Annotated in this window: 20 protein-coding genes and 1 pseudogene; 12 read left to right on the forward strand and 9 right to left on the reverse strand. The window is 39.7% G+C overall.

Annotation, left to right across the window (positions count from 1 at the left end; all coding sequences use genetic code 11):
- Positions 1-206 precede the first annotated feature (206 nt).
- On the forward strand, positions 207-980 hold the full coding sequence (locus tag P8610_RS06200; protein ID WP_394603573.1) for a TerC family protein: 774 nt from the start codon (positions 207-209) through the stop codon (positions 978-980).
- Between the two features lie 44 nt (positions 981-1,024).
- Here the strand turns inward: P8610_RS06200 and P8610_RS06205 are convergent, their stop codons facing one another.
- Both P8610_RS06205 and P8610_RS06210 read right to left on the reverse strand, forming a co-directional pair.
- The gene (locus P8610_RS06205) at positions 1,025-1,990 is read right to left on the reverse strand and encodes a LacI family DNA-binding transcriptional regulator (RefSeq protein ID WP_394603574.1); all 966 of its coding nucleotides are present in this window, start codon (positions 1,988-1,990) and stop codon (positions 1,025-1,027) included.
- A gap of 55 nt (positions 1,991-2,045) precedes the next feature.
- Positions 2,046-5,390 carry a GH36-type glycosyl hydrolase domain-containing protein gene (locus P8610_RS06210; protein WP_394603575.1) on the reverse strand — a complete coding sequence of 1,115 codons (3,345 nt, stop codon included), beginning with the start codon at positions 5,388-5,390 and terminating at the stop codon, positions 2,046-2,048.
- 306 nt (positions 5,391-5,696) lie between these two features.
- Here P8610_RS06210 and P8610_RS06215 point away from each other — a divergent pair, with 306 nt between their 5' ends.
- The 4 genes from P8610_RS06215 (at position 5,697) to P8610_RS06230 (ending at position 9,214) form a co-directional block, all read left to right on the forward strand.
- Entirely contained in the window at positions 5,697-5,921 is a 225-nt protein-coding gene (locus P8610_RS06215; RefSeq protein ID WP_394603576.1) for a hypothetical protein, read from the forward strand.
- A gap of 207 nt (positions 5,922-6,128) precedes the next feature.
- Positions 6,129-7,382 carry a sugar ABC transporter substrate-binding protein gene (locus P8610_RS06220; protein WP_394603577.1) on the forward strand — a complete coding sequence of 418 codons (1,254 nt, stop codon included), beginning with the start codon at positions 6,129-6,131 and terminating at the stop codon, positions 7,380-7,382.
- Between the two features lie 88 nt (positions 7,383-7,470).
- Entirely contained in the window at positions 7,471-8,355 is an 885-nt protein-coding gene (locus P8610_RS06225; protein ID WP_066236285.1) for a carbohydrate ABC transporter permease, read from the forward strand.
- A gap of 16 nt (positions 8,356-8,371) precedes the next feature.
- On the forward strand, positions 8,372-9,214 hold the full coding sequence (locus P8610_RS06230) for a carbohydrate ABC transporter permease (protein ID WP_289496568.1): 843 nt from the start codon (positions 8,372-8,374) through the stop codon (positions 9,212-9,214).
- A 205-nt stretch (positions 9,215-9,419) separates the two neighbouring features.
- On the opposite strand, the gene P8610_RS06235 is transcribed toward P8610_RS06230, so the two are convergent.
- The 3 genes from P8610_RS06235 to P8610_RS06245 form a co-directional block, all read right to left on the reverse strand.
- Positions 9,420-11,045, reverse strand: coding sequence for an acyl-CoA dehydrogenase family protein (locus P8610_RS06235; protein ID WP_394603578.1), 1,626 nt, complete (start codon positions 11,043-11,045; stop codon positions 9,420-9,422).
- 26 nt (positions 11,046-11,071) lie between these two features.
- The gene (locus P8610_RS06240) at positions 11,072-11,704 is read right to left on the reverse strand and encodes a hypothetical protein (protein WP_394603579.1); all 633 of its coding nucleotides are present in this window, start codon (positions 11,702-11,704) and stop codon (positions 11,072-11,074) included.
- Between the two features lie 347 nt (positions 11,705-12,051).
- Positions 12,052-13,404 carry a glucoamylase family protein gene (locus P8610_RS06245; protein WP_394603580.1) on the reverse strand — a complete coding sequence of 451 codons (1,353 nt, stop codon included), beginning with the start codon at positions 13,402-13,404 and terminating at the stop codon, positions 12,052-12,054.
- A gap of 327 nt (positions 13,405-13,731) precedes the next feature.
- Between P8610_RS06245 and P8610_RS06250 the strand changes: the two genes are divergently transcribed.
- From P8610_RS06250 to P8610_RS06265, 4 genes are all read left to right on the forward strand, one after another.
- A complete protein-coding gene (locus tag P8610_RS06250; protein ID WP_394603581.1) occupies positions 13,732-13,968 on the forward strand; it encodes a hypothetical protein in 237 nt (78 codons plus the stop codon).
- Positions 13,958-14,197 carry a hypothetical protein gene (locus P8610_RS06255; RefSeq protein ID WP_394603582.1) on the forward strand — a complete coding sequence of 80 codons (240 nt, stop codon included), beginning with the start codon at positions 13,958-13,960 and terminating at the stop codon, positions 14,195-14,197. Before P8610_RS06250 ends, P8610_RS06255 begins: the two co-directional genes overlap by 11 nt.
- 121 nt (positions 14,198-14,318) lie before the next feature.
- Positions 14,319-15,272, forward strand: a complete 954-nt coding sequence (locus tag P8610_RS06260; protein ID WP_394603583.1) for an ABC transporter permease subunit — start codon at positions 14,319-14,321, stop codon at positions 15,270-15,272.
- Position 15,273: 1 nt separating this feature from the next.
- Entirely contained in the window at positions 15,274-16,302 is a 1,029-nt protein-coding gene (locus tag P8610_RS06265; RefSeq protein WP_394603584.1) for a hypothetical protein, read from the forward strand.
- A gap of 183 nt (positions 16,303-16,485) precedes the next feature.
- Here P8610_RS06265 and P8610_RS06270 read toward each other — a convergent pair whose 3' ends face one another.
- Entirely contained in the window at positions 16,486-16,965 is a 480-nt protein-coding gene (locus P8610_RS06270) for a hypothetical protein (protein WP_394603585.1), read from the reverse strand.
- 248 nt (positions 16,966-17,213) lie between these two features.
- Here P8610_RS06270 and P8610_RS06275 point away from each other — a divergent pair, with 248 nt between their 5' ends.
- On the forward strand, positions 17,214-17,543 hold the full coding sequence (locus P8610_RS06275) for a hypothetical protein (protein WP_394603586.1): 330 nt from the start codon (positions 17,214-17,216) through the stop codon (positions 17,541-17,543).
- Positions 17,544-17,582: 39 nt separating this feature from the next.
- On the opposite strand, the pseudogene hmpA reads toward P8610_RS06275, so the two are convergent.
- From hmpA to P8610_RS06290, 3 genes and pseudogenes are all read right to left on the reverse strand, one after another.
- A pseudogene (hmpA, locus tag P8610_RS06280) lies at positions 17,583-18,794 on the reverse strand (NO-inducible flavohemoprotein).
- Between the two features lie 109 nt (positions 18,795-18,903).
- Positions 18,904-19,395, reverse strand: coding sequence for a hypothetical protein (locus P8610_RS06285; protein ID WP_394603587.1), 492 nt, complete (start codon positions 19,393-19,395; stop codon positions 18,904-18,906).
- A 16-nt stretch (positions 19,396-19,411) separates the two neighbouring features.
- On the reverse strand, positions 19,412-19,858 hold the full coding sequence (locus P8610_RS06290; protein WP_394603588.1) for a hypothetical protein: 447 nt from the start codon (positions 19,856-19,858) through the stop codon (positions 19,412-19,414).
- 281 nt (positions 19,859-20,139) lie between these two features.
- Between P8610_RS06290 and P8610_RS06295 the strand changes: the two genes are divergently transcribed.
- A complete protein-coding gene (locus P8610_RS06295; RefSeq protein WP_394603589.1) occupies positions 20,140-20,514 on the forward strand; it encodes a hypothetical protein in 375 nt (124 codons plus the stop codon).
- 174 nt (positions 20,515-20,688) lie between these two features.
- Positions 20,689-21,270: a hypothetical protein gene (locus tag P8610_RS06300; RefSeq protein WP_394603590.1), complete on the forward strand. Its 582-nt coding sequence runs from the start codon at positions 20,689-20,691 to the stop codon at positions 21,268-21,270.
- Positions 21,271-21,301 lie beyond the last annotated feature (31 nt).

Below are 21,301 nucleotides of genomic sequence, written 5' to 3' on the forward strand. Positions count from 1 at the left end.
CTAAAGGGGAGTAGCTTTTACAATATGGTCGTCATTTCGGAGCCTAGTGCTCTCGGCTATATTGGCAACTTTACTGTTGTTAGCAAGACCTTTACCGTTCGGCTGGTAAAGGTCACTTTTTATGTAAGACCTTTGCCTGCTATGGGTAAAGGTCTTTTTTATGTTAATAAACAAAAAACCAAAAAAAAAATTAAGGAGGAACTAACATGGATCTATCAATCTTGTTAGAGTATGGCTGGATTTTATTAGTGCTAATCGCATTAGAAGGTTTATTAGCTGCAGACAATGCACTCGTATTAGCGATCATGGTAAAGCACTTACCAGAAGAACAACGGAAGAAAGCTTTATTTTACGGTTTAGTTGGTGCTTTCTTTTTCCGTTTTGCATCGCTCTTTGCCATTTCATTCTTGGTTAATGTGTGGCAGGTCCAAGCGATCGGAGCTGTGTACCTTCTGTTCATCGCGTTTAACCATATCTTTAGAAAAGTTATTGTTCAAAAAGTAGATAACGAGGATAAGCCAAAATCTGAAAAGAAAAAATCTGGGTTCTGGACCACAGTATTAAAAGTTGAACTAGCTGACATTGCATTTGCGGTCGACTCTATATTAGCTGCTGTAGCACTTGCAGTAGCACTTCCTGATACGGGTCTTCCTCCTATCGGTGGACTAGACGGAGGAAAGTTTATGGTAATCTTTGCTGGAGGGTTAATCGGGCTCATCATCATGCGATTTGCTGCTAACTTTTTTGTTAAACTCTTACACTCAAAGCCTGGTCTTGAAATTGCAGCCTTTTTAATCGTAGGCTGGGTAGGTATAAAATTAGCTGTTTATACGCTTGCGCATCCAGACTTAGCTATCCTTTCTGAAGGTTTCGCAAAATCACCTGAATGGAAAATCACCTTCTATATTGTACTGATCTTGATTGCAGCGGGTGGCTGGTTCTTCTCAAAAGAAAAATCACCGCTATCTCAAGCTGAATAGTTGTAAAAAAAAAAGAGGAGCCTCTATGTGCTCCTCTTTCTTGTTTAACGTTTACGAACTGAATCCCCTTCAATCAGGCTGACATTGATTCGCTCATGTTCGTTTTTTTGTTTTTTAATTAAATTCAGCAGCAGCTCTGACGCGAGCGCTCCCCACTTGTGCTTGGAATAATTAATGGTCGCTAGTCTCGGCTGGATATATTGAGACACCTCAATGTTATCAAAACCGATAATATGAACATCTACGCCAACTCGTAAATTCGTTCGGCTGAAGTAGTTATACATACCGATCGCCATCTCATCATTCAAACAGAACACGCCTACTGGCTCGGAAAAATCTTGATGAATTTGTTTCGCAGCATCTTCACCTGATGACTTGTTAAAATCACCATGTAATTCGATGTATTCAATATGTGAATAGCGTTGAACCGCTTTTTGTACGGCCTCCAGTCGCTGCATCGCATCAAATGAAACATCCGGCCCCTTCACAACATAGATCTTTTGATGACCCTTTTCCGCCAGATAATCAATGGCAAGTGTTGCACCCGCTTTGTTATCAAGGAGTACTTGCGAGATGTTCGGATGATCCATTCTTCGGTCCATCACAACTAGTTTATGCCCGCGTTCGGCATGACTTAACAGCTCTTCTGTTTTGTATGTTGCATCTAAAATGATCGCCCCATCGATCATACGTTCAGGCAGAAAACGGTGCGACTCCTTCCCGCTGCAAACGATAAGCTCATAGCCGTTCTCGCTTAACGTTTCCATCATTCCCTGGAGAAGCTGGCCATAAAAAGCACCGCTGTAATCGGTTAAATAAATGCCGATGATTTTTGTTTCTCTTTTTTTCAATGAACGAGCAGCTGCACTCGGAATATAATTTAATTCTTTAGCTATAGCTAAAATACGAGCTGATGTTTCCTTTGTTACTTTCGGACTTCCGTTTAAGGCATAGGAGACCGTGGAAATGGAAACACCTGCTTTTTTTGCAATGTCTTTTATACTTACCAACGAAATTCTCCCCTATCTCTCTTGTTGCAAACGTTTCCTTTATTATACCGAATGGCTATGAATAAATCTCGACGGTATTCACATCTGCTGACAATTTTTTTACAAACTCAGATCGATTTACAACCACTCCACCATCACGGTAAAGGTTTTCGTACATTTCAGACTCTACTTCTTGTCCGTTAACGAAAAGTCTCTTTGTTTCCTTACTACGTTTATGGAAAACAAAAGTTACAGGCTTTTCATCAAGCATATACTGCATCTCTAATCCGTGCATATCTTCTGATAACACAGGGTCGATGATCAGCTGTTCACCATGTGGACGAATTCCTAAACAATTTGAGATTAACTGATTGAAGTAAATTCCAGGACCAGATGAATAGATGCGCCAGCCGCCTTTTACTTTTGCTTTTCCGTCTTTTAATTCCCCAAAACGATCCTGAGCTTCATAGCGTGTTTTAAAATCACCGTCAGAACTAGAGAAGTAGGCATTGCTTTGACGACGCTCTGCATTTGGAACTTTTTCTTGGATCATGACTGGGTTTATTTTTTCTAACCCGCTCCAGACTTCTTCCGACTTTCCGAGCTTCGCCATCGCTTCAACAAAACGAATATGTGCGTGTACATATTGAAGGCCAATCTCACGTCCAAAGTTAGCTGCCTGTTCTGCGCGTTTAAAGTGCGTACTTACACCGCCTTTGTAGTGAGCCGGCTTGTCCATCAATCGAACACCATCCGGGCAATAAAACGTATCCATGATAAGATTCAAATGCGCTTCAGCCTGCTCTGGTGTTAACAGTTCAGCAATCATACTTCTTGTCATCGGAAGCAGTCGGTAGTTGATGCCTGTTGTGTTGTCACTTGGATGAAGCATCAGCTTCGGCTCATCCGCTTTCTCCATATAAACGAATCCAGGAATTACATCTGTACTCAGCATGTACTTCTGATAATCAGACTTGATGTTTTCAGCCAAAGAGCCTAGTTCTGCAGCTTGATCTTTGTCCACCTTTTTTAATAGGCTCGAGAACTGCGTCATCACTTGATAGGTTAGTGCAACCGTCCATGAGCTCACCATAAATTTCTTGAGCTGAGGATTAGCTGGCTGCAGCGTATCATCCCAGTCACCATCACCATAAGAAGACAGGTGTGTATCGTGCAAGAAGTTCCTTTTCATATAGTCAATCTGCTTTTCTATATGCTCTAACAGCGTTGCTTTTTTCTCAGTAAATCCAAAATCACTGTTTGTTGTGTATGGTAATTTCTCTTTTAAAATATCAAAGTCATTTGTTGCTGCGAGATAATCCGTTACTGCTTTTAGCGGCCAGACGATGATATCACCATGAGATTCTTCCTGCTGAATCTTAAAATACTGATCAAACATAAACCATTGCGGCCAGTTGCCTGTCTCTTCATATTGATGAGAGTAAACGGTAAAGAGGATCTCTTTTACCGCATCATAATGCTGTGTTGCTAAGAAATATTCAGCCGGTCCCTGACAAACATCACGAGTTCCCCACGCTGCTCCTCCGTATTGCTCTAAACCATGCGGAACAGAATAGTGAATCAGCATGTTGTGCGTGTACCAATGTGCTAAGGCGTTCATTTTTTGAAGATCATGCGTTTCTTTTCCGTCCTTTGTTAAACGGAAATTGCGGTTCGTATGACGTATAAATTCACGATAAAACTCAATTTCTGTTTCAGCATTTTTTTCTGTAAACGGCAGCTCTTTTCCGTCAATCAGCCCTTGAACAGCTAATGTCCATTCAGTTGTAGGAGCTAAATCACAAACGACAAGTGAAGCCGATCCTGAATCAATATTTTCTCCAAAAATCGTTTCGTCTTTGACAGTCATCTCAGTGCCCGCTACTTTCATGCGGTATTTTAAATTTTCGTATGTTTTTGAGCTGTCTGATGAGTCATCTGCAAAGAATGAAAGAACGTTATCCTCTTTTTCCATTTTAAATGCTACTTCATATTCTTGGTTGTTCATGGATACTTGATTGGTTACGACAAAACGATATTGTTTTCCGCTTACAGCTCTAACTTGAAGCTCAATTTCAGGAGTGTCAACCGTTGTGAAGTTTGTAATGATGAACATCTCATCTTCTGTTTTGTAGTACCAGCGTGTGTAGTTAAAGCCCATCTCAAAAAGAGAAGGCATCGTTAATAGTTGCAGCTTACCTTGAAGCTCAACATAGATTCGCTGTCCAGATGTTTTCATCACATTCAGTGCGTTACGAGCGTTTGTGAGCATCTTATGAAACGATGTGTTTCCGACAACTAACTGTGAATTGAAGATTCCGTACATATACGAAGTTGTTGTAATCGTCTCTTCTTTTAACTTCACGTTGTTCCCCGTTACGAGAATGTGTCCATGCGGCCGTTCTACGATTCTTTCTTTTTCTTTTAATACGATGTGCTCGTATGTGGGGGTGAAGAATGAAAGAAGTGTGTTGCCTTCGTACTCTTCCAAAATTCTTTCTGGGAATAGACTCTTCACTTCTTCTAAAGAAAGATCTGCTGTTTGTAACGTTCCATCAAATTCGTCATTACGCTTTACTTTCTCCAGCTTAGTCGTTTCTTTGTTCGTATGGTTTTGAACTTTATTCCAAGCTTCTTCAATTTCAGTACGAAATTCTACTGAAGAGACAGCTTCTGGATGGTCTTCTTTAAAGCAGCCATAAAATACGAATTGCTGTTTTCCATCTAACTCAATAACTTCTGATTGAAGAGCAATGTATGCAAACTCATATTGATACACTTCGTTCGGAAGGCTTTCCTTAAAAAGAACCTCAGGAATATCCGTTTCTTTATAAGATGTTCCGAAAAATTGAAAGCCATCTGTCGCGTAACCTGCTGCTTTTGTGAGGGATCCTTGCTGCAGATATGGAAAAGCTTTTCCGTTCGGCTGGTTTTGGCGCGAACATACTACGAATCCGAGCGCATCATCTTCAAACACTTTGTGGTCGACATATTGCGCAGTAAACGCCTCATTCGTTCGTACTGCCCCTCTATGTGCTAGACCCACGTCCTGACCATAGATAATATCTGCTTTAACGTCAGATCCGTTTAATTCCACATTCCAAAACCAAATGCCACTTTCACTTAGCGTAAACGTGACTTTATAAGAAACGTCTTTATACGTGCCTTCCCAAAACACTGAGCTGTTATTATGAGAAACCGTGCTTTCTGATTTTGAACCTAAAAGAGGAACCGCTTGAATACCATCCTCTTTAAATAGGCGTAAATATAGATTGTTTAATGACCCATCGATCGGGTTACTCATCCATTGATTGATCATCGTATCGTTATATGAAGCCTCGAAAACATCACCACTGCTTAAAAACGTAAATGTATAGTCACCAGCTTTAATATCAAAGTTACCTTTTGTTATCGTTGTCATTGTTTACCCCTCAATTCTGTATCGTAAGTTTGAATGCTGCAGTTTAAACGTCACGGCTGTTGCCATAGCATCTGTTACCGACGCAAGCTTCCTTGTCGCCTTACTTGCAAAAAGTTACAAAGTGGCTTGCACACTCCACAAACTACACTTAATTTGTTAAGAGTTCCCTCGGAAGGTTTGCCAAAAATAATATTATTTTTATAAGATTTTTTAGAAAAGTCCTTTAAAAGAAAGGATTATTCTCTAAAGACAGAAGCTTTCAAATCTTTTTTTATTTTCTTCTGTGACAGTTGATTGGAGTGTAAGGTGGGAGACTCCTGCGGGACAGGCGGGCAGGTGAGACACTTAAAAGTGAAACGTACAAATGTGGCTCACCGCCTGCCCCGCGGAAAGCGAGCACCTGGAACGGAAATCAAACACTTCCAAATAACAACTAAGATTACAAACCGTAAAAACATAATTCATCGAAACGTTTCAATCAAATCCAAGGCGATTATAAGGTGTATTTTACAATGTGTCAATTTTACTTGATTCTCTCTATATAAAAGGAAAACCCAATAAAATCCTTTGTTTTCAACAAATAATGGAAGCCTATAACTTTTTTGTAATTCCATATTGAAAACGATTACAACTTGAATTATAATGTGCTTATCGAAACGTTTCAACAATAATTTCAAAGAAAATTCGGGAATATTAAAAAAGGAATTGCTAATAAAGCAAATCATAGGGGGAACTCACATGAAAAAACGTTGGTTTAAAAAATCGATGGTAACGTCAATGGTTGGTGCTCTAGTCCTTTCGGGAGTACTGGCAGGATGCTCTTCAGGTTCTGGCGAAGACGGCAAGACAACGATTACGGTTTGGGGTATGGGAGAAGAAGCAAAATCACTTCCTAAAATCGCAGAGGAGTTCGAAAAAGAAAATCCAAAGATTGATGTTAAAGTACAAGCACTTCCTTGGGATCAAGCGCATGACAAACTATTAACAGCAGTTGCTTCTAAAAAAGGTCCTGATGTTCTTCAAATGGGAACAACATGGATTCCGGAATTCGCAGCAGCTGGAGCTTTGAAAGACTTAACACCTCATGTAAAAGATTACCCGGAACTTGATCCAAAGCTTTTCTTTGAAGGTTCTGTTGAAACGACTAAGTTTGAAGACAAAATGGTTGGTGTACCTTGGTACGTTGACACACGTTTATTATACTACCGCACAGATCTGCTTGAAAAAGCAGGCTATAAAGAAGCTCCCAAGACTTGGGAGGAGCTGAAAGAAGCGGCTGACAAATTGGCTGACCGCGGCAAAGGTAAATATGGTCTCTCGATTGACGCGAAAGAACAAAGTCTATCCTTTATGTTCGCTCGCCAAAATGGTGCTGAACTATTAGGACCAAATAACGAGCCGAATTTTAACGATCCTAAGTTTGTTGAAGCAGTAGAATACCTAAACAGCTTCTACGAAAGCGGAGCTGCACCTAAGGAAGAACTAGGAATGGATATCATTCAAGGTTTCCGTGGAGAAGGAATTCTTCCAATGTTCATCAGTGGCCCTTGGATGATCAAGCTGATCAACGACCAAGCACCTGATTTAAAAGGTAAATGGGCAACGGCTGTACTTCCAGCAAAAGAAAACAACATCTCAGCGCTTGGCGGATCGAACCTTTCTGTATTCGAGCACACTAAGCATGAAAAAGAAGCATTGAAGTTTGCAGCGTACATGAGTAAACCTGAAACACAGTTAAAGTGGATGGAAATGACGAACTCCCTCCCTGCAACACAAAAAGCTTGGGAAGATGAGTCACTTACTGGTAACGAATATTACAAAGCTTTCGGTGAACAAATGAAATCTTCACAGCCAATGCCAGTTATTAAGCAATGGGAAGAAATCGCTCAAACGTATTTAAAGAGCTTTGAGAAAATCTACCGCGGCGGAGCAGATGTTCAAAAAGAATTGGACAATTTCGATAAAAAAGCTGAAGAGATTTTAAAGAAATAACATCTGGTTGACGAAGGTTTAACGAGCAGTTCATCCTGCTCGTTACCTTTTTATTGTCAATTGGGTAATGTTGAAGGATGTGAAAAACATGAAAAGCTATTCAAAAACAACTCCTTACCTCTTCATTGGACCAGCTCTTGCTTTATTGGCGTTATTTTCTCTTTTCCCCATTGTTCTTGCATTGGTGATTAGTTTTACTGATATTGATCTAGCTGGACTGGCAGACTATTCAAATATTAGCTTTATTGGCATCGAGAACTATATAAATATCTTTCAAGATCCTATTTTCTTAAAATCAATTGGGAATACCATCTTTTATGTCGTGTTTGGTGTTCCGCTAGTTATCGCATGTTCACTTGGTATCGCACTTTTAATTAACTTTGGTACAGCTCGCATCTTTAAGGCTTTTCGACTTGTATTTTATATGCCTTCCATTACGAACGTTGTTGCGGTAGCTGTCGTGTGGACATACCTCTATAACCCACAGTTCGGTTTGTTTAATTATCTGTTAGGCTTAGTTGGCATTCCTGCTATCCCTTGGCTGCAGGATCCAACAATTGCAAAAGGTTCTCTGATCGCATTAGCCGTTTGGCGTGCAATCGGTGTGAACATGATTATTTTCTTAGCTGCGCTGCAAGGAATACCGAAAACGTATTATGAAGCAGCTCAGCTCGATGGAGCAAATAACTGGAAACAGCTAACGAAGATTACGATCCCACTTCTTCGTTACGCGATTTTCTTCGTATCGATCACAACGATGATCGGATGGGTTCAGTTCTTCGAGGAACCATTTGTTATGACAAACGGCGGACCGCTGGATAGTACGACATCTGTTGCATTATTTATCTACAGAAACGGATTCCAGTTAAGCAACTTCGGTTATGCAGCTGCAGGATCGTTCGTTCTGTTTGTTACCATTATTATCATTACGATGATTCAGTTCCGATTGCAAAAGAAAGATACCGACATTTAAGACGTGAGGTGAGAACATGAAAACAAAAGCATCTGATGCAAAAAAAGCATACAGAATTCAGCAGTGGATCGCAGGAATCATATTAACGCTTGGTGGACTGTTAGTTGCCATCCCGTTTATCTGGATGATTCTTTCTGCGTTCAAACCTGAAAGTGAAGTACTCCAGCTCACTCCAACACTGTGGCCTGAAACCTTTACAGCGGATAACTTCATCTATCTGTTTGAAAACATGAACTTTGCTGTTTATTTGCGCAATACGATCATCATTGTCCTCTGTTCTTTTGTCGGCCTGTTCTTTAATGCGATGGCTGGATATGCGTTCGCTAAGTACAAGTTTAAGGGCAGAGAGAAACTTTTCTATCTCGTACTTGCGACTATGATGATTCCTGGACAAGTAACAATGATACCCGTGTACTTAATTCTGAACCAGATGGGACTAACAAACACAATGGCCGGAATCGTGCTGCCTGGTTTAGTGGGTGCATTCAGTATCTTCCTATTCCGACAGTTTATGTCCACGATTCCGGATGAACTGCTTGAAGCGGCTCGGCTTGACGGCGCTAGCGAGTTCCGCGTGTTTATGCAGCTAGTCCTGCCGATCTCAAAACCGATCATGGCCGTTCAAGGAATATTAACTTTTATTGCTGGTTGGAACAGTTTCTTATGGCCATTGATTATCGCAAATGATGAGAGTTTATATACGTTATCTGTTGGTTTATCCCTATTGAAAGGGCAATACGGAGGAAACTTCGCACTGCAGATGGCTGGTTCTACCTTCATGGTTGTACCGATTGTGATTATCTTTATCATCTTCCAAAAGCACATTATCGAAGGCTATACAATTTCAGGAATGAAGTAAAAAAAGAGAAGCAGACCTATATTCTAGGTCTGCTTCTTTTTTTAGAATGCTCGTTAGGGAATGTGGATTTTTGTCGAAAAGCCTATAAAAAGATTTGAGGGACTATAATTTTTTTTGAAGGACTATAAATTTTTTTGAGTGCCTATAAATATTTCTTAGGGCCTATAAAAGTTAAACTACGGCCTATAAAAACAAAATGCGGACATTATAAACCTCCTTGAAGCACTTCTTCCCTTGCAACCGTCTGATATGCTTTAAAAAACGAATCGCAAAACGCATCCCATTCCTCTGCAGCCTGTATAGATTCCTCACTCACTTCCCCGCATACAGGTCTTTGCAATAGATCGGTCAATTGATCCGAAAACTTGCTGATTGTTTCATCTGTAGCACCTTTGAGAACATTTCTAACAAATTCAGCAGGCGGATACCAATCTGTTACTCGCTCGATGTCACGGTAAATTTGAGTTAACAAAAGATTGCGTGGTCCTTCCCATTGCTCGTTAACGACAACATCACGAAAAATGCGAGGCAGTGATGAGAACTCCTCCATCACCCCGTGACCGCCGAACACAGAAATAGCATCACGTAATATGTCTGCACCCTCATTGGTTACACAAATCTTTTGCAGCAAAATAAGCTCTCTTAAGTTAAAAAGCTGTTTTCGAAGCTCTTCAGGCTGATCCTTTGGAATACCTGCATTCAGCGGTTGATGTAAACTGAGGAAAAGGTCGTATATTTTAAACGCTCCTGCCGTTGTGCGTTCGGCTGCATTCTGTAATCTTAGTAATGTTCTTGCCGAAAGCGGATAGTCTTTCACCTTCTTACCAAAAACCGTTCGGAAATCACCGTAAAGTTTCGCTTCTCTAGCTGCTCGCAGCATAAAACCCGCACAAGCAATACCGATCTCTAGCCTTGATAAGGTCAGCACAATACCCGCTGCAACGGCAACACCTTTCCCGGCCGGTCCTACAGGATACGCGAGTGCGCCCTCATACTGAATTTCACCTGTTGGAAGTTCTGCTGTTCCCATCTTCCATTTAATTCGGTTGATTTGATAGCTGTTTCTTTTTTCCTTTACTTTGTTACCAGGCAGCCATGACGGAACAATGAATGTAGATACCTTATCTGATCCTGTGATTTTCGCTGTTACGACCGAATAATCAGCATGCGCAACAGAACAGAAGAACTTGTTTCCATACAAACGGTAGTTCTTTTCGTCAGGAACAGCTTCAAGAACATTCGCCGGAAGGTCGGATCCGCCTTGGATTTCTGACATGAATTGTGCACCAATCGCAAAATCCCCGTCCGTCCCTTCTTTTGTATGTTGTAAAATTTCATGGAGTTCAGGGTATTTCTCATTCGGATATTGCTCTAGCAGTGCGATCAATCCAATCGTGCATGTTAACGGGCAAGCAACTCCCGCCTCACCTAATTGGTGAATTAACATTCTTTTAACAAAGCTTTCCCACGGTGCCATTTTATTCGAAAAGAGTCCTTCTCCAAACACCTCTTTCTCAAGGAGGTGCATTTCCTGCGGGCGGACAATCCGATCAATGCGGTTATTGAACGCGTCATAATGAAGCATATATGGACGTACTTCCGGTCTTGCGTTCTGCTCCGCCAGGTTGTTCCACTTAGAAGAAACGACAGGGGAAAAAGAAAGGATGGCGTTATGTATGTAGTCAAAATTTGTACCGGTAAACCTTTTAACCGCCTTTTGCAGAAAGTGTTCATCTCGGTACCAATCCAGGTTATCGCGCTTAAGCAAAAACGCATCAAAAGTATAGGGGTTCTTCCCTTTTACAACATGATCTTGGGAAGCAATGTTCATACATATCCACTCCTTTTTTTGGGGATTTAAAACAGCTCCAGTTCGGACAATAATATGCCCTTTTTAGTTAGCAGAATTTCACTTTCTTTCTCAAAACCTGACATCAATTTTATTTTATTTTCTAAAAATGAAAATTGAAATTTCTTATTAAAATCCCTATTGATTGTAAAATAAACTGTATTTTCTTCCGGACAAAAAATAAGAGAGAGCTGAGTAGGGTAATTCCCTTCCTTTTGGGCTATTTTTCTAAGTATGTTTAATCCTTCTTCTGCTGAAAATTCAGCGTCACGGTTCTGAATTTCTGAATAAATCTTTTTATAACGCTCACTTCCTGGCTCATCCAATGTTTCGAGATCTTGATCCAAATGATCTATCACTGAAAAGTTAGTGAGGACCATACAATCAGTTTTTGCAACATTTGAGTCTAGCAATTGTCTGCCGGGCTCAACAATATAAGACATCTGATTCGGAGCAGCTATTAAACTATGAACGCTATAGTCCGGTACATTGACAATCTCTTTTTCCCGAAGATAAGCTGGAAGTGCTGAGGTATCTACTTTTCCTGATAACACTTCATCAAATAGCCTCATTATATGCACACAGTTCTTCCCTCTTCTATATCTGCCCTCCTCATTTGGGTCAACCATTTGCAGATTCATAAACGTACCCTTTTTGTTTAGTCCGAAAGCAGGCAAAAACCGTCTATTTTCCTTTTGTGAGATGATAAGCTGGCCCTCACCTGCTAACGACATTTTAATGGGGCGTGTTGATATATCAAAGTTCATTCCAATGTATGTTTTTTCTCTGTGCAAAACAAAGCTTGTACACATTTTGAAACCACTTCCTCATATTATGTAAAATCTTACAGTTGTTAGTTCGACATAACGAGAGTGAACCCTTTTTGTATGTTGTTAGCCGTTCCCCGATAGACTCCAGGTATGATAGACAGCACTTTGACACATAAAAAAACACCCTCATCCACAAGGATTTTGGGTGCTGAAATACTTTATTGAATGGAAAACACTTCTTTTTTAAGCAATTCTTCAGGTTTCTTACCGATTGGGTCTTGGTGGAAGTAATCTCGAATCACACCATCTTTTAAATAGTTGGCGATCGACACCATAATCATTCCCTGATCGAGTGCAAGGTAAGCTTTTGCGATCTCGCCAGTCTCGACGTTAACAGAATCATAGAATCCATACTTGCTGTACGTGTTTAGCTCTTTCAATGCTTTAATGTTTGTACGAACTGCTTCTGGATCGTAATCTAATGCTAGGAATGAGGCATGCGCAGTAACGGTTGCACCATCTTTGTATCCAGACGTTCCTAGCGGTGTTGCTGCAAATTCGCTGTAACCATCAGGAGTAGCCGCAGGTGAGAAGCCCCACGCTGGGTATCCTTTTTCTCTTGCAAATGCTTGCTGTAATTCAACGTGACGCTTATTGTTAAGCCCAAGTGCGTTCTTGCCTAGATCTTTCTCTTTTAGAACAATTCCTGGCATAAGGCTTTCAAACATGCTGCCGCCCCAGCTTGGAACAAACTTTACGCCATTGTATTCATAGTGGCCTTCAAAAACGGAAACGCCGTCGTATTCATGTGTTTCACCTTCAGGAATTTGACCTTGCCAATCCCATTCTTTTGGCATTGTTCGGTACATCTTCCACCAGTGATCGCTTGGTACATCGCCTTTACCGATGGAGATGTAACTCGTAACACGAGGTTCAGTATTAAACAATCCATAATGGTGATCGGTTAATTTACCTTGAGCTACATCATATCCTCCGCGGAATTGACCGACTTCAGGATCATATAACGTCGTGTAGTTCATGTTTTCAACGATCTTGCTTGTTTGCGGATTTAACTCGTCATATGCTTGTCCAACTACGATCAAGCCTGCAGACAGCCATCCGTTATCAACTTGAGAGATAAATTGCCCCCAGTCTTTCTTAATTGAGCCGTCGTTCGTGTTGTACCAGTTATAAAAAAGACCGTTCCATTTTTCCAGCTTTTCTACTGTATTTAGTGTGACTTGGATGCGTTTAACCGCTTCATTTTTCGTGATGATTCCTAACTGTTGAGCAGATACTGTACTCATCATATACATCCCGATGTTCGTTGGAGATGTGTGAGTTGCGTCTTTCTTACCCTCTGCTGTATATCTAGTTTCATCATATGTCATTCCAGTTTTTGGATCTGTATGATCTTGATAAAACTTATATGTTTTTGCTGCAATCGCTTTCAATTCTGCGTTAAAAGCTATGTCTTTGCCTAAATCAGTTGCTGATGCAGTAGGTGTTACCCACAAGTTTGCAAAGAGACTAAACATTAGCAAAAAGCTTATAATCTTGGCTGCTTTCATGGGGTGCTGCTCCTCTCTGTTTTTAATGAAATATTCTTTCGAAACGTTTCACTAACATTTTATCACTTTTACCATAATGAAATAAGGTTTTTCATCATTTTCGGCCATAAGTTGTATGCGTTTTCATAGATAACAGTATAAAGGTACGAGAAAAATGATAATAACAGGAAGCTGAAGTGTAGGTTTAGGAAAATAAAGGATAAGTATCGTTTTTATAGAAGAATTATTAAAAGGATAAAAATTGGAGGCTATCCCTATGCGAACCAAATCTGGAAACGTCTTAGGGTACAAACAAATGAAAGTGATAGAAGATTGGAGTGCCCTTAAATGAACTTTAAACAAAAAGAAGCTCTCGAAATTTTGGAACGCACACCAGAGATTTTGACACACTTGTTATCTGGTTTGTCACATGACTGGTTAACTGGCAACGAAGGCGATGAGTCGTGGAATTCACTTGAAGTGGTTGCTCATCTGATTGAATGCGAGAAGAATAATTGGATTCCTCGTATACAATTCCCACTTACATATGGAGATGGAGTTGGACAGTCTTTTATTGAAATTTAAGCAGTGCAGACAGGAGAGTCTACTAAGATTAAACACGATCCTTACACATGATTCTGATTTTGAAAAAACAGGATTACACCCTGAGTTTGGGTCTGTTACTTTAAAACAGCTACTTTCAACATGGGTTGTGCATGATTTGACTCACTTGAACCAGATTACGAGAGTGCTCGCTAAACGATATCAAGATGATGTTGGTCCGTGGAAAGCTTATTTAAGCATATTAAAGTAAAACGTTTCCTGTCGGAACGTATTTTTTTTTATAAAAAAAGGGAAATTATGGTTTGAGGCGAATGTATTTAACTTTATTAGATAAAAAAAGAGAGATTAAGAGTTATAGGGGGAAAAATTTCATGTTACTTCTTGCTGTTCGGCGGACGGTTTATTTCTTGCTGCCTATTGTAGGTGTGTTTTTTATCGGGGCACTGCCCTATCTTTTTTTCAGCAACGTTAAAGGTATTGAGGCAGTTGCACGTTTACTTGAATCTGGTGCAATACAAAATGCTTTATTTTTAAATCAAGATCTTGGGCTGTTTTTCAGTCCTTATCTAGACAATATCGGTTCGTTAATGATGAGATTAATCACATTCTCAAATGTGGAGTATTATGAGTATCAGCAGGTCAAACTTCTGTTTCCTACCATACTAACTCCATTCTATTATTCTTTTAGGCTAGTAATCGGGGCATTTTTGCTAGCTATAGCATCCTCCTTAATTTTTGCATTAATTGTGAAAATATTACCTAATAAAATACAAAAAGCATTTCGTTTTCTTTTCTTTTCATTAGAATCACTGCCAGACATCTTTCTTGTCGTGATGATTCAATACGGCATGATTTTATATTTACGAAATACGGGGCATCTCTTATTTCCGATCGTTCACAGCAACCAGAATCCCAGTTATTTCATTCCCATTTTTTGTTTGGCCATTATACCAACTTTGTTCTTAACAAGAACACTTTTATTTTTGCTAGATGATGAGGATTCAAAAACATATGTTGAGTTTGCACGTGCAAAAGGGTTAAGATATGCTCTTGTTCTTTATATTCACATGCTTAGAAACTCACTTCTCAGTCTTTTCTATTATTCTAAGACTGTATATTGGCTTCTTATTTCTACCCTCTTTATGGTTGAAACAATTATGGCGGTACCAGGCATTACAGATTTCATGCTTGACAATGGACCAACAACGCCTGAGGTCATCACGGTAAGTATTTTGTTAATGTTTGTGCCATTCTATTTATTATTTACAGTCACCTCTTTTGTTCTTGAACGTAAATTAGGACGTACAGAAGAGGAGGCGGCTTAAGATGTCCGTTTGGAAAAGCCCACTCTTTTTGACTGGTTTTTTGATTATTATTTCGCTCTTTTTGGGAAGCATCATTTACTCTCATTACGTTCCAAATGATAAGCAGCCCGTTATGCAGATTCGGTACGATGAAAATAGAAATATCATCGATAGTGCACCAATTGCACCTCATAAAGATATGCCATTTGGAACGGATCGTTTCGGCGTTAGTATTTTGCATAAAGTACTGGATGGCGCTAAATACACGCTCGGCATTGCATTTTTCATTGCATTTGCTAGATTATTCTTCGGAACGATCTTAGGCCTGTTAATTAGCCAGATGCCGAAGTTCATTCTAAGGTCTATGAGTAAACTCTTTGAATCGTTTTATTATGCGCCTGCAACTATTATTGCCTATTTGCTTTTGTTTCCTGTACTTCAGATTTTCACATGGGCAGTAACACGAGAAGCACAGACAACATTTGCTATCATCCTATTGGTAATTATCGCGATTCCACCCGTTATGGTGACAGTGGCGAACGAGACTTCAAAGTTTTTAGAAAATGAGTTTATCTCGTCAGTAAAAGTTCTGGGAGGAGGCAGGTTCCACACACTTCGTAAACACGTTTTGCCTTACTTACGGCCGCGTTTAGGAATTTTGTATAGTCAGCAGCTGATTGCTACTCTTTTACTGGCCGCGCATCTTGGAATTTTACAAGTGTTTATTGGTGGAACGGACTTTATTACACTTGATCCGTTAGAAAACAATACTGTACCTGTAGCGATGATCAACGAGTGGTCGAGCATGATCGGTGCAAACTACTATCAGATCCGTGGTGACCGTTGGATTGTTTTCGCTCCACTTGCAGGATTTGCCGTAACGATCCTTGCACTGAACTTCATGGTAGAAGCGATGAAACGCCAATACCTTGAACAAGGTGCTTATAAGAAGAAAAGCCGTCGTGTTCGTAAAGGTAAAACTCCTGTACAGATGAAAAAATTATCTCAAGAGCAGTTTGAAAGAATAATGAAAACGGGGACTGACGGTTAAGCATTTAATAAGACTCGCGAAGGTGAAAGTTGGCCTTTGTGAGTTTTTTTTGTTGCGGAATTTAGGGGGAGATGTCGAAAATCGGATAAAAATTTTTATGCGCGGATATAATCGGTTTATACACGGAATTATTTTTAATTACCGCGGAATTATCTCGAGTTACCGCGGAATTGAGCGCCACATTTATTTAGGTGCATTCTCATTCATCCATTCAATCAATGCTGCTGTCTCTTTTTCCCCGCCTTCAAAAACGTAATAAACGACTCTTCCATTGTCAGTACCCTTCAAAATAATATTACGATGACTCTCTGCTGCTCTAGCCGTTGTATTTGGAATAAACAAATGAATATTTTCATTTTTTTCATAAGGATTGGTGTAATACAAATTCAGATAATGCTTTTCCGAAAATCGACTTATCTGATGTGTAGGTTTTAAGGTTTTTAACCAAGGATCTGATAGTGTTTGAATCTGATCATAGTTTTCCCATTCCACATTCGTATCCTCTGTATCAAATCCAATGGGTTCAGTACCTATCAAGGACTGCACTCTTTCATAAACTGCGTAAGTAGCCTTCCCGTCTATCAGTTCCTTTTTTGCTTCAGCTGACAAACAAGCCGTTAATAAAACGACAAGACTGATGAAAATCAAGTGTACTTTTTTCATATCACACACCCCTTTACTCATTCGACGAAAAAATGATTAATAAAGTTTCATTATGTATACTTCTGAAGAATAACTGTCTGCTTAGATCCTCCAGCGAGGAAACTTGCTGTTCAGCTGCAGAAAGCGAGCAGTGCTTTAAACGGAGATCATCCACGTATATGACACCCTAATAAAAAACAAAGGAATGTTTCTGCTTTACGTGGAATAGAGGAATATAGAGAATAGACTGCTAGAAGGAGTGAGCGTTTTTGAGTGAAGCAGATTACAACGTGATTTTTTACACACTTTACCTTCTGCTAGGATTGCCGATCAGCTATAAATATGCAAAGTTTACCGTCACACATACAGGAATGGTACTTCCTCACTTTTTTGTCAGCTTAATGATTAATTTATGTGTTGGAGCCGTTGGCATCGTTGGCTGGATATTCTTTTCTGTTAAGGTCTCGAGAGCCTTTACACTTGGCGGAATCTATCTTGGTGCCTGGATTACTTCATTCAGCCTTTCTATCCTTTTAACCTTGCTTCTTATCAAACGAAAATCCATGTTACAAACATTCCACTGTAAGTGGCCCGTCTAAAAAACACCTTCCCGCAGTAGAGGAAGGTGTTTTAACTTATTAAGCTTTTACTTTTTCTTTTTCCAAGTCACTTGCTGGTCCAAAGAATTCAAAATGGATATTTTCTTGCGGTACGTTCAACTCTTGTAAAGCTGAGTTAATAACTTTCATAAACGGAACTGGTCCACAGAAGTAGTATTCTGCATCTGCTTTCAGTGGTAATACTTCCTTCAGCCATTCCTGATCCACATATCCTGTTTTCGCATAACCAAAATCCTCTTCTTGCGGCTTTTCATACACAAAATGGATAGTGATGTTATTAGAATCTGCTGCAGCTTCCAACACTTCTTTCTTTAAAGCATGCGTTTGTCCGTTAATAGCTGCATGAATAAAGGTAACTTCACGTTTTGGCTGTTTTTCAGCTGCAGTTTTCAGCATGCTTACCATCGGTGTTAAACCAACACCTCCACTAATCAGTACGACAGGTTTTTCACTGTTTGTATCTAAGTAAAAGTCACCTGCTGGTGCACTTAAGTAAAGAATGTCACCTTCTTTAACTCCTTCGTGCAGGTAGACAGACACGATTCCGTCCTTTGAATGCATACCTGATTCTTTTTTTACAGAAATACGGTAGTGCTCTTTTCCTTTTGTATCTGAAAGACTGTACTGGCGAATATGTGTGTTTCTTTCACCAGGAATATCCATTCTGACACTCACATACTGGCCAGGTTGAAAATCGCTAAGTCGCCCTCCATCTTGTGGTTTTAAATAAAAGGATGTTATGACACTGCTCTCTTCTACTTTTCGCACGACTTCAAATGCTCTGAAACCTTCCCATCCTGCATCTTCATACATGTTACGTTCGACCCCAATAAAGACATCAGCAATAACACCGTATGCTTCAGCCCATGCGTTAATGATGTCGTCCGTTGCCGCGTCACCAAGAACGTCTTTAATTGCGAGCAATAAGTTTTCACCAACAACAGGATAATGTTCAGGTTTCACACCTAAACTTCTATGCTTGTGTGCGATCTGCTTAACGACTGGAATAATCGTTTCAAGCTTATCGATGTTAGCTGCAGCCGCATAGACGGTGTTCGCTAGAGCTGCTTGCTGGCGGCCTTTTTTCTGGTTGGCATGGTTAAAGATATTTAACAGTTCAGGATGCTTCTCAAATAGCATTTAATAAAAACGGGAAGTAATCGCTTCTCCGTGTACTTTCAATACAGGTACGGTTGACTTAATAATTTCAATCGTTCTTGCTTGTAACATGTCAATTCCCCCTTGAGTTCTTTTTACATCTCTATCGTAAAAGAAATACAAAGGGGTATATGTGATTTTAATCACTTTTCCTTTGGACGTTTTGTGAACTTAAATAGAGCTAATTTCTTAGCCACGCTTCTGCTTTCTGCTGCAATTCGTCTTGGAGACCTGCCAAATTCTCTGTATCATTCAAAGCTTGCGCGGCATACTTCCGCGGGAAAATCTTGTATAGCGTGTTTTTAAAGTCATCTCCATCACTAGGCTCTTTGTAATAGGAAACGACATATTTCCCATTCTCATCTTTGAGCTTGATGATAGCAGGAACGGAATGTCCAGACTGTCCTTCCGTTTTTGTTTCCTTATTAAAACCACTGTATAACGAATACAAATAGACGGTTGTTACGTTCCCTATTTTCTTGGCACCATAGATTTTGTGGACTTCAAACTGTTCATCTGTTTTCATATAAGCTTTTTCATAATAATGAATAATATAGTCTGAAATTACCTCGTTCATTTCAGAAGTCACTTCAACAGCTGAAGACCGATCCATCGCGTTGCACCCTGTTAATAAAAGGATGATCAAAATCATTCTTATAAGTCCGAATTGCATTCACTTCCCCACTTTCTTAAGACAAGTCTTTGCCCCACAGTATCTGAAGAAAATTCATGTAAAATGTAAAAAGCACGGAAACAATCAGCAATGAAACTGGAATAAAGCGATATAGGTCCACTCGAAAAATCGTGTAGATGAGTATCCCAAACGAGATAGCTGTTGCACCATAATAAACATAAAACATTGGGTACACTGAAAATGGTCCTAAGAACAAGCCTAATACAGCAAACTGAACGCAAAACATGAGAATAGAAAAAAGAATCCACTTTTCCTTACCTTTTGTTTTGAGAGCACCGGTTAAAGCGAAGACTCCCGCTCCAAAAATAACGAGCATCAGCGCCCATTCATAAAGAAAGAACAGGTTTTCGTGATTAACTGCAAAAAAATAACCTATTAATGAAATTGGAATGACGGCGAACAGAAGGTACGAACTTCTTTTTACATATTGAATTGCCTGCATACTGTATCCCCCTCAACTATGATTTCCACAACTATTTTACCATTTTATGGGTTAAAAAGTTCTATTCTTTCAAACTATTCAAACGATTTTTAAATAATATGATAAAATTGAGTAACACAAAACTTAACTTAGTGAAGGAATAGGATTATAGAAGGATGCTGCAAGGAGTTGAAAGATCGTTGAAAAGATCCTTTCATAAATATAACAATAAAAAAGTCCAGACCTGCAATTGTAGTAGAAGAAGTTAATTCAAAATGGCTAAAAATATAGGAGGTTAACAGATGGCACACTTGCTCGTGTATTTTTACAAATTGAAACTAGAAGTGAAGGAAAAGTTTCTCGAGATTTCCGCTCAAACCAATAAAAAGTTTCAGGAATATGGCGGAGTGACCGAACAAATCTTTAAGTTATCCACTTCCCCTAAGAACTATGGCATTTCCTCCATTTCAGAAAAACTGCATGTCGAGGAAGATGAGGAGCTCTGGATCGGTCTGCTTCGCTTTCAATCTGAAGAACACGCGCGCATGACGATGGAGGATTTTGACCGAGATCCCGAAGTAAATGATCTATTGAACGAATTCGTTGTACATGTTGCTCCACTTGAGAAATTAGTTTTTGGGGAGTTTGTTTCCGGACAAGAAGTGGTAACAGTTTAAAATAAATGAGTATGTCTATTAAAAGACAAATCCTCAATCATTTTTGTTCAAAACCGTAAGATCCTTTATTAAAACCATACTTCGGTGGTATATTTTTTCAGCATATTAGAACTCTAATAATATCGCTTAAAGTGTTATACTATGGTTAAAATTATTGTAAAGGAGGTTCTGTAAGTGGACGATATTTTAAATAAAATTCTTTATGAAGTCAGTGGCATGCGTGGAGAGATGACCGAAATGCGAAGTGACATCGTCGATTTAAAGACTGGACAGAACCGCATTGAAAACACACTTATTCCAGAACTAAAGACCGGACAGGATCGCATTGAAAACACACTCATCCCTGAACTGAAAACTGGACAGGAACGCATCGAGAACACACTTATTCCAGAACTGAAAACTGGACAGGACCGCATTGAAAACACACTCATCCCAGAACTGAAAATTGGACAGGACCGCATTAAGAACAAACTCATCCCAGAACTGAAAACTGGACAGGACCGCATTGAGAATACACTCATTCCAGAACTAAAGACTGGACAGGACCGCATTGAAAACAAACTCATTCCAGAACTAAAAACTGGACAGGATCGCATTGAGAACAAACTCATTCCAGAACTAAAAACTGGACAGGATCGCATTGAGAACAAACTTATCCCAGAACTGAAAACTGGACAGGACCGCATTGAGAATACACTCATTCCAGAACTAAGACTGGACAGGACCGCATTGAAAACAAACTCATTCCAGAACTAAAAACTGGACAGGATCGCATTGAGAACAAACT

Source organism: Fictibacillus sp. UD, from assembly GCF_043558025.1.
GTDB lineage: Bacteria > Bacillota > Bacilli > Bacillales > Fictibacillaceae > Fictibacillus.

What these genes read in the sequence shown, in the direction of transcription:
- P8610_RS06290 (WP_394603588.1), bottom strand. Translation starts at nt 19,858, where the DNA reads ATGCAGGCAATTCAATATGTAAAAAGAAGTTCGTACCTTCTGTTCGCC.
- P8610_RS06225 (WP_066236285.1), top strand. Translation starts at nt 7,471, where the DNA reads ATGAAAAGCTATTCAAAAACAACTCCTTACCTCTTCATTGGACCAGCT.
- P8610_RS06200 (WP_394603573.1), top strand. Translation starts at nt 207, where the DNA reads ATGGATCTATCAATCTTGTTAGAGTATGGCTGGATTTTATTAGTGCTA.
- P8610_RS06285 (WP_394603587.1), bottom strand. Translation starts at nt 19,395, where the DNA reads ATGCAATTCGGACTTATAAGAATGATTTTGATCATCCTTTTATTAACA.
- P8610_RS06250 (WP_394603581.1), top strand. Translation starts at nt 13,732, where the DNA reads ATGAACTTTAAACAAAAAGAAGCTCTCGAAATTTTGGAACGCACACCA.
- P8610_RS06220 (WP_394603577.1), top strand. Translation starts at nt 6,129, where the DNA reads ATGAAAAAACGTTGGTTTAAAAAATCGATGGTAACGTCAATGGTTGGT.
- P8610_RS06240 (WP_394603579.1), bottom strand. Translation starts at nt 11,704, where the DNA reads ATGAATCTGCAAATGGTTGACCCAAATGAGGAGGGCAGATATAGAAGA.
- P8610_RS06230 (WP_289496568.1), top strand. Translation starts at nt 8,372, where the DNA reads ATGAAAACAAAAGCATCTGATGCAAAAAAAGCATACAGAATTCAGCAG.
- P8610_RS06235 (WP_394603578.1), bottom strand. Translation starts at nt 11,045, where the DNA reads ATGAACATTGCTTCCCAAGATCATGTTGTAAAAGGGAAGAACCCCTAT.
- P8610_RS06245 (WP_394603580.1), bottom strand. Translation starts at nt 13,404, where the DNA reads ATGAAAGCAGCCAAGATTATAAGCTTTTTGCTAATGTTTAGTCTCTTT.
- P8610_RS06210 (WP_394603575.1), bottom strand. Translation starts at nt 5,390, where the DNA reads ATGACAACGATAACAAAAGGTAACTTTGATATTAAAGCTGGTGACTAT.
- P8610_RS06295 (WP_394603589.1), top strand. Translation starts at nt 20,140, where the DNA reads ATGGCACACTTGCTCGTGTATTTTTACAAATTGAAACTAGAAGTGAAG.
- P8610_RS06260 (WP_394603583.1), top strand. Translation starts at nt 14,319, where the DNA reads ATGTTACTTCTTGCTGTTCGGCGGACGGTTTATTTCTTGCTGCCTATT.
- P8610_RS06265 (WP_394603584.1), top strand. Translation starts at nt 15,274, where the DNA reads ATGTCCGTTTGGAAAAGCCCACTCTTTTTGACTGGTTTTTTGATTATT.
- P8610_RS06270 (WP_394603585.1), bottom strand. Translation starts at nt 16,965, where the DNA reads ATGAAAAAAGTACACTTGATTTTCATCAGTCTTGTCGTTTTATTAACG.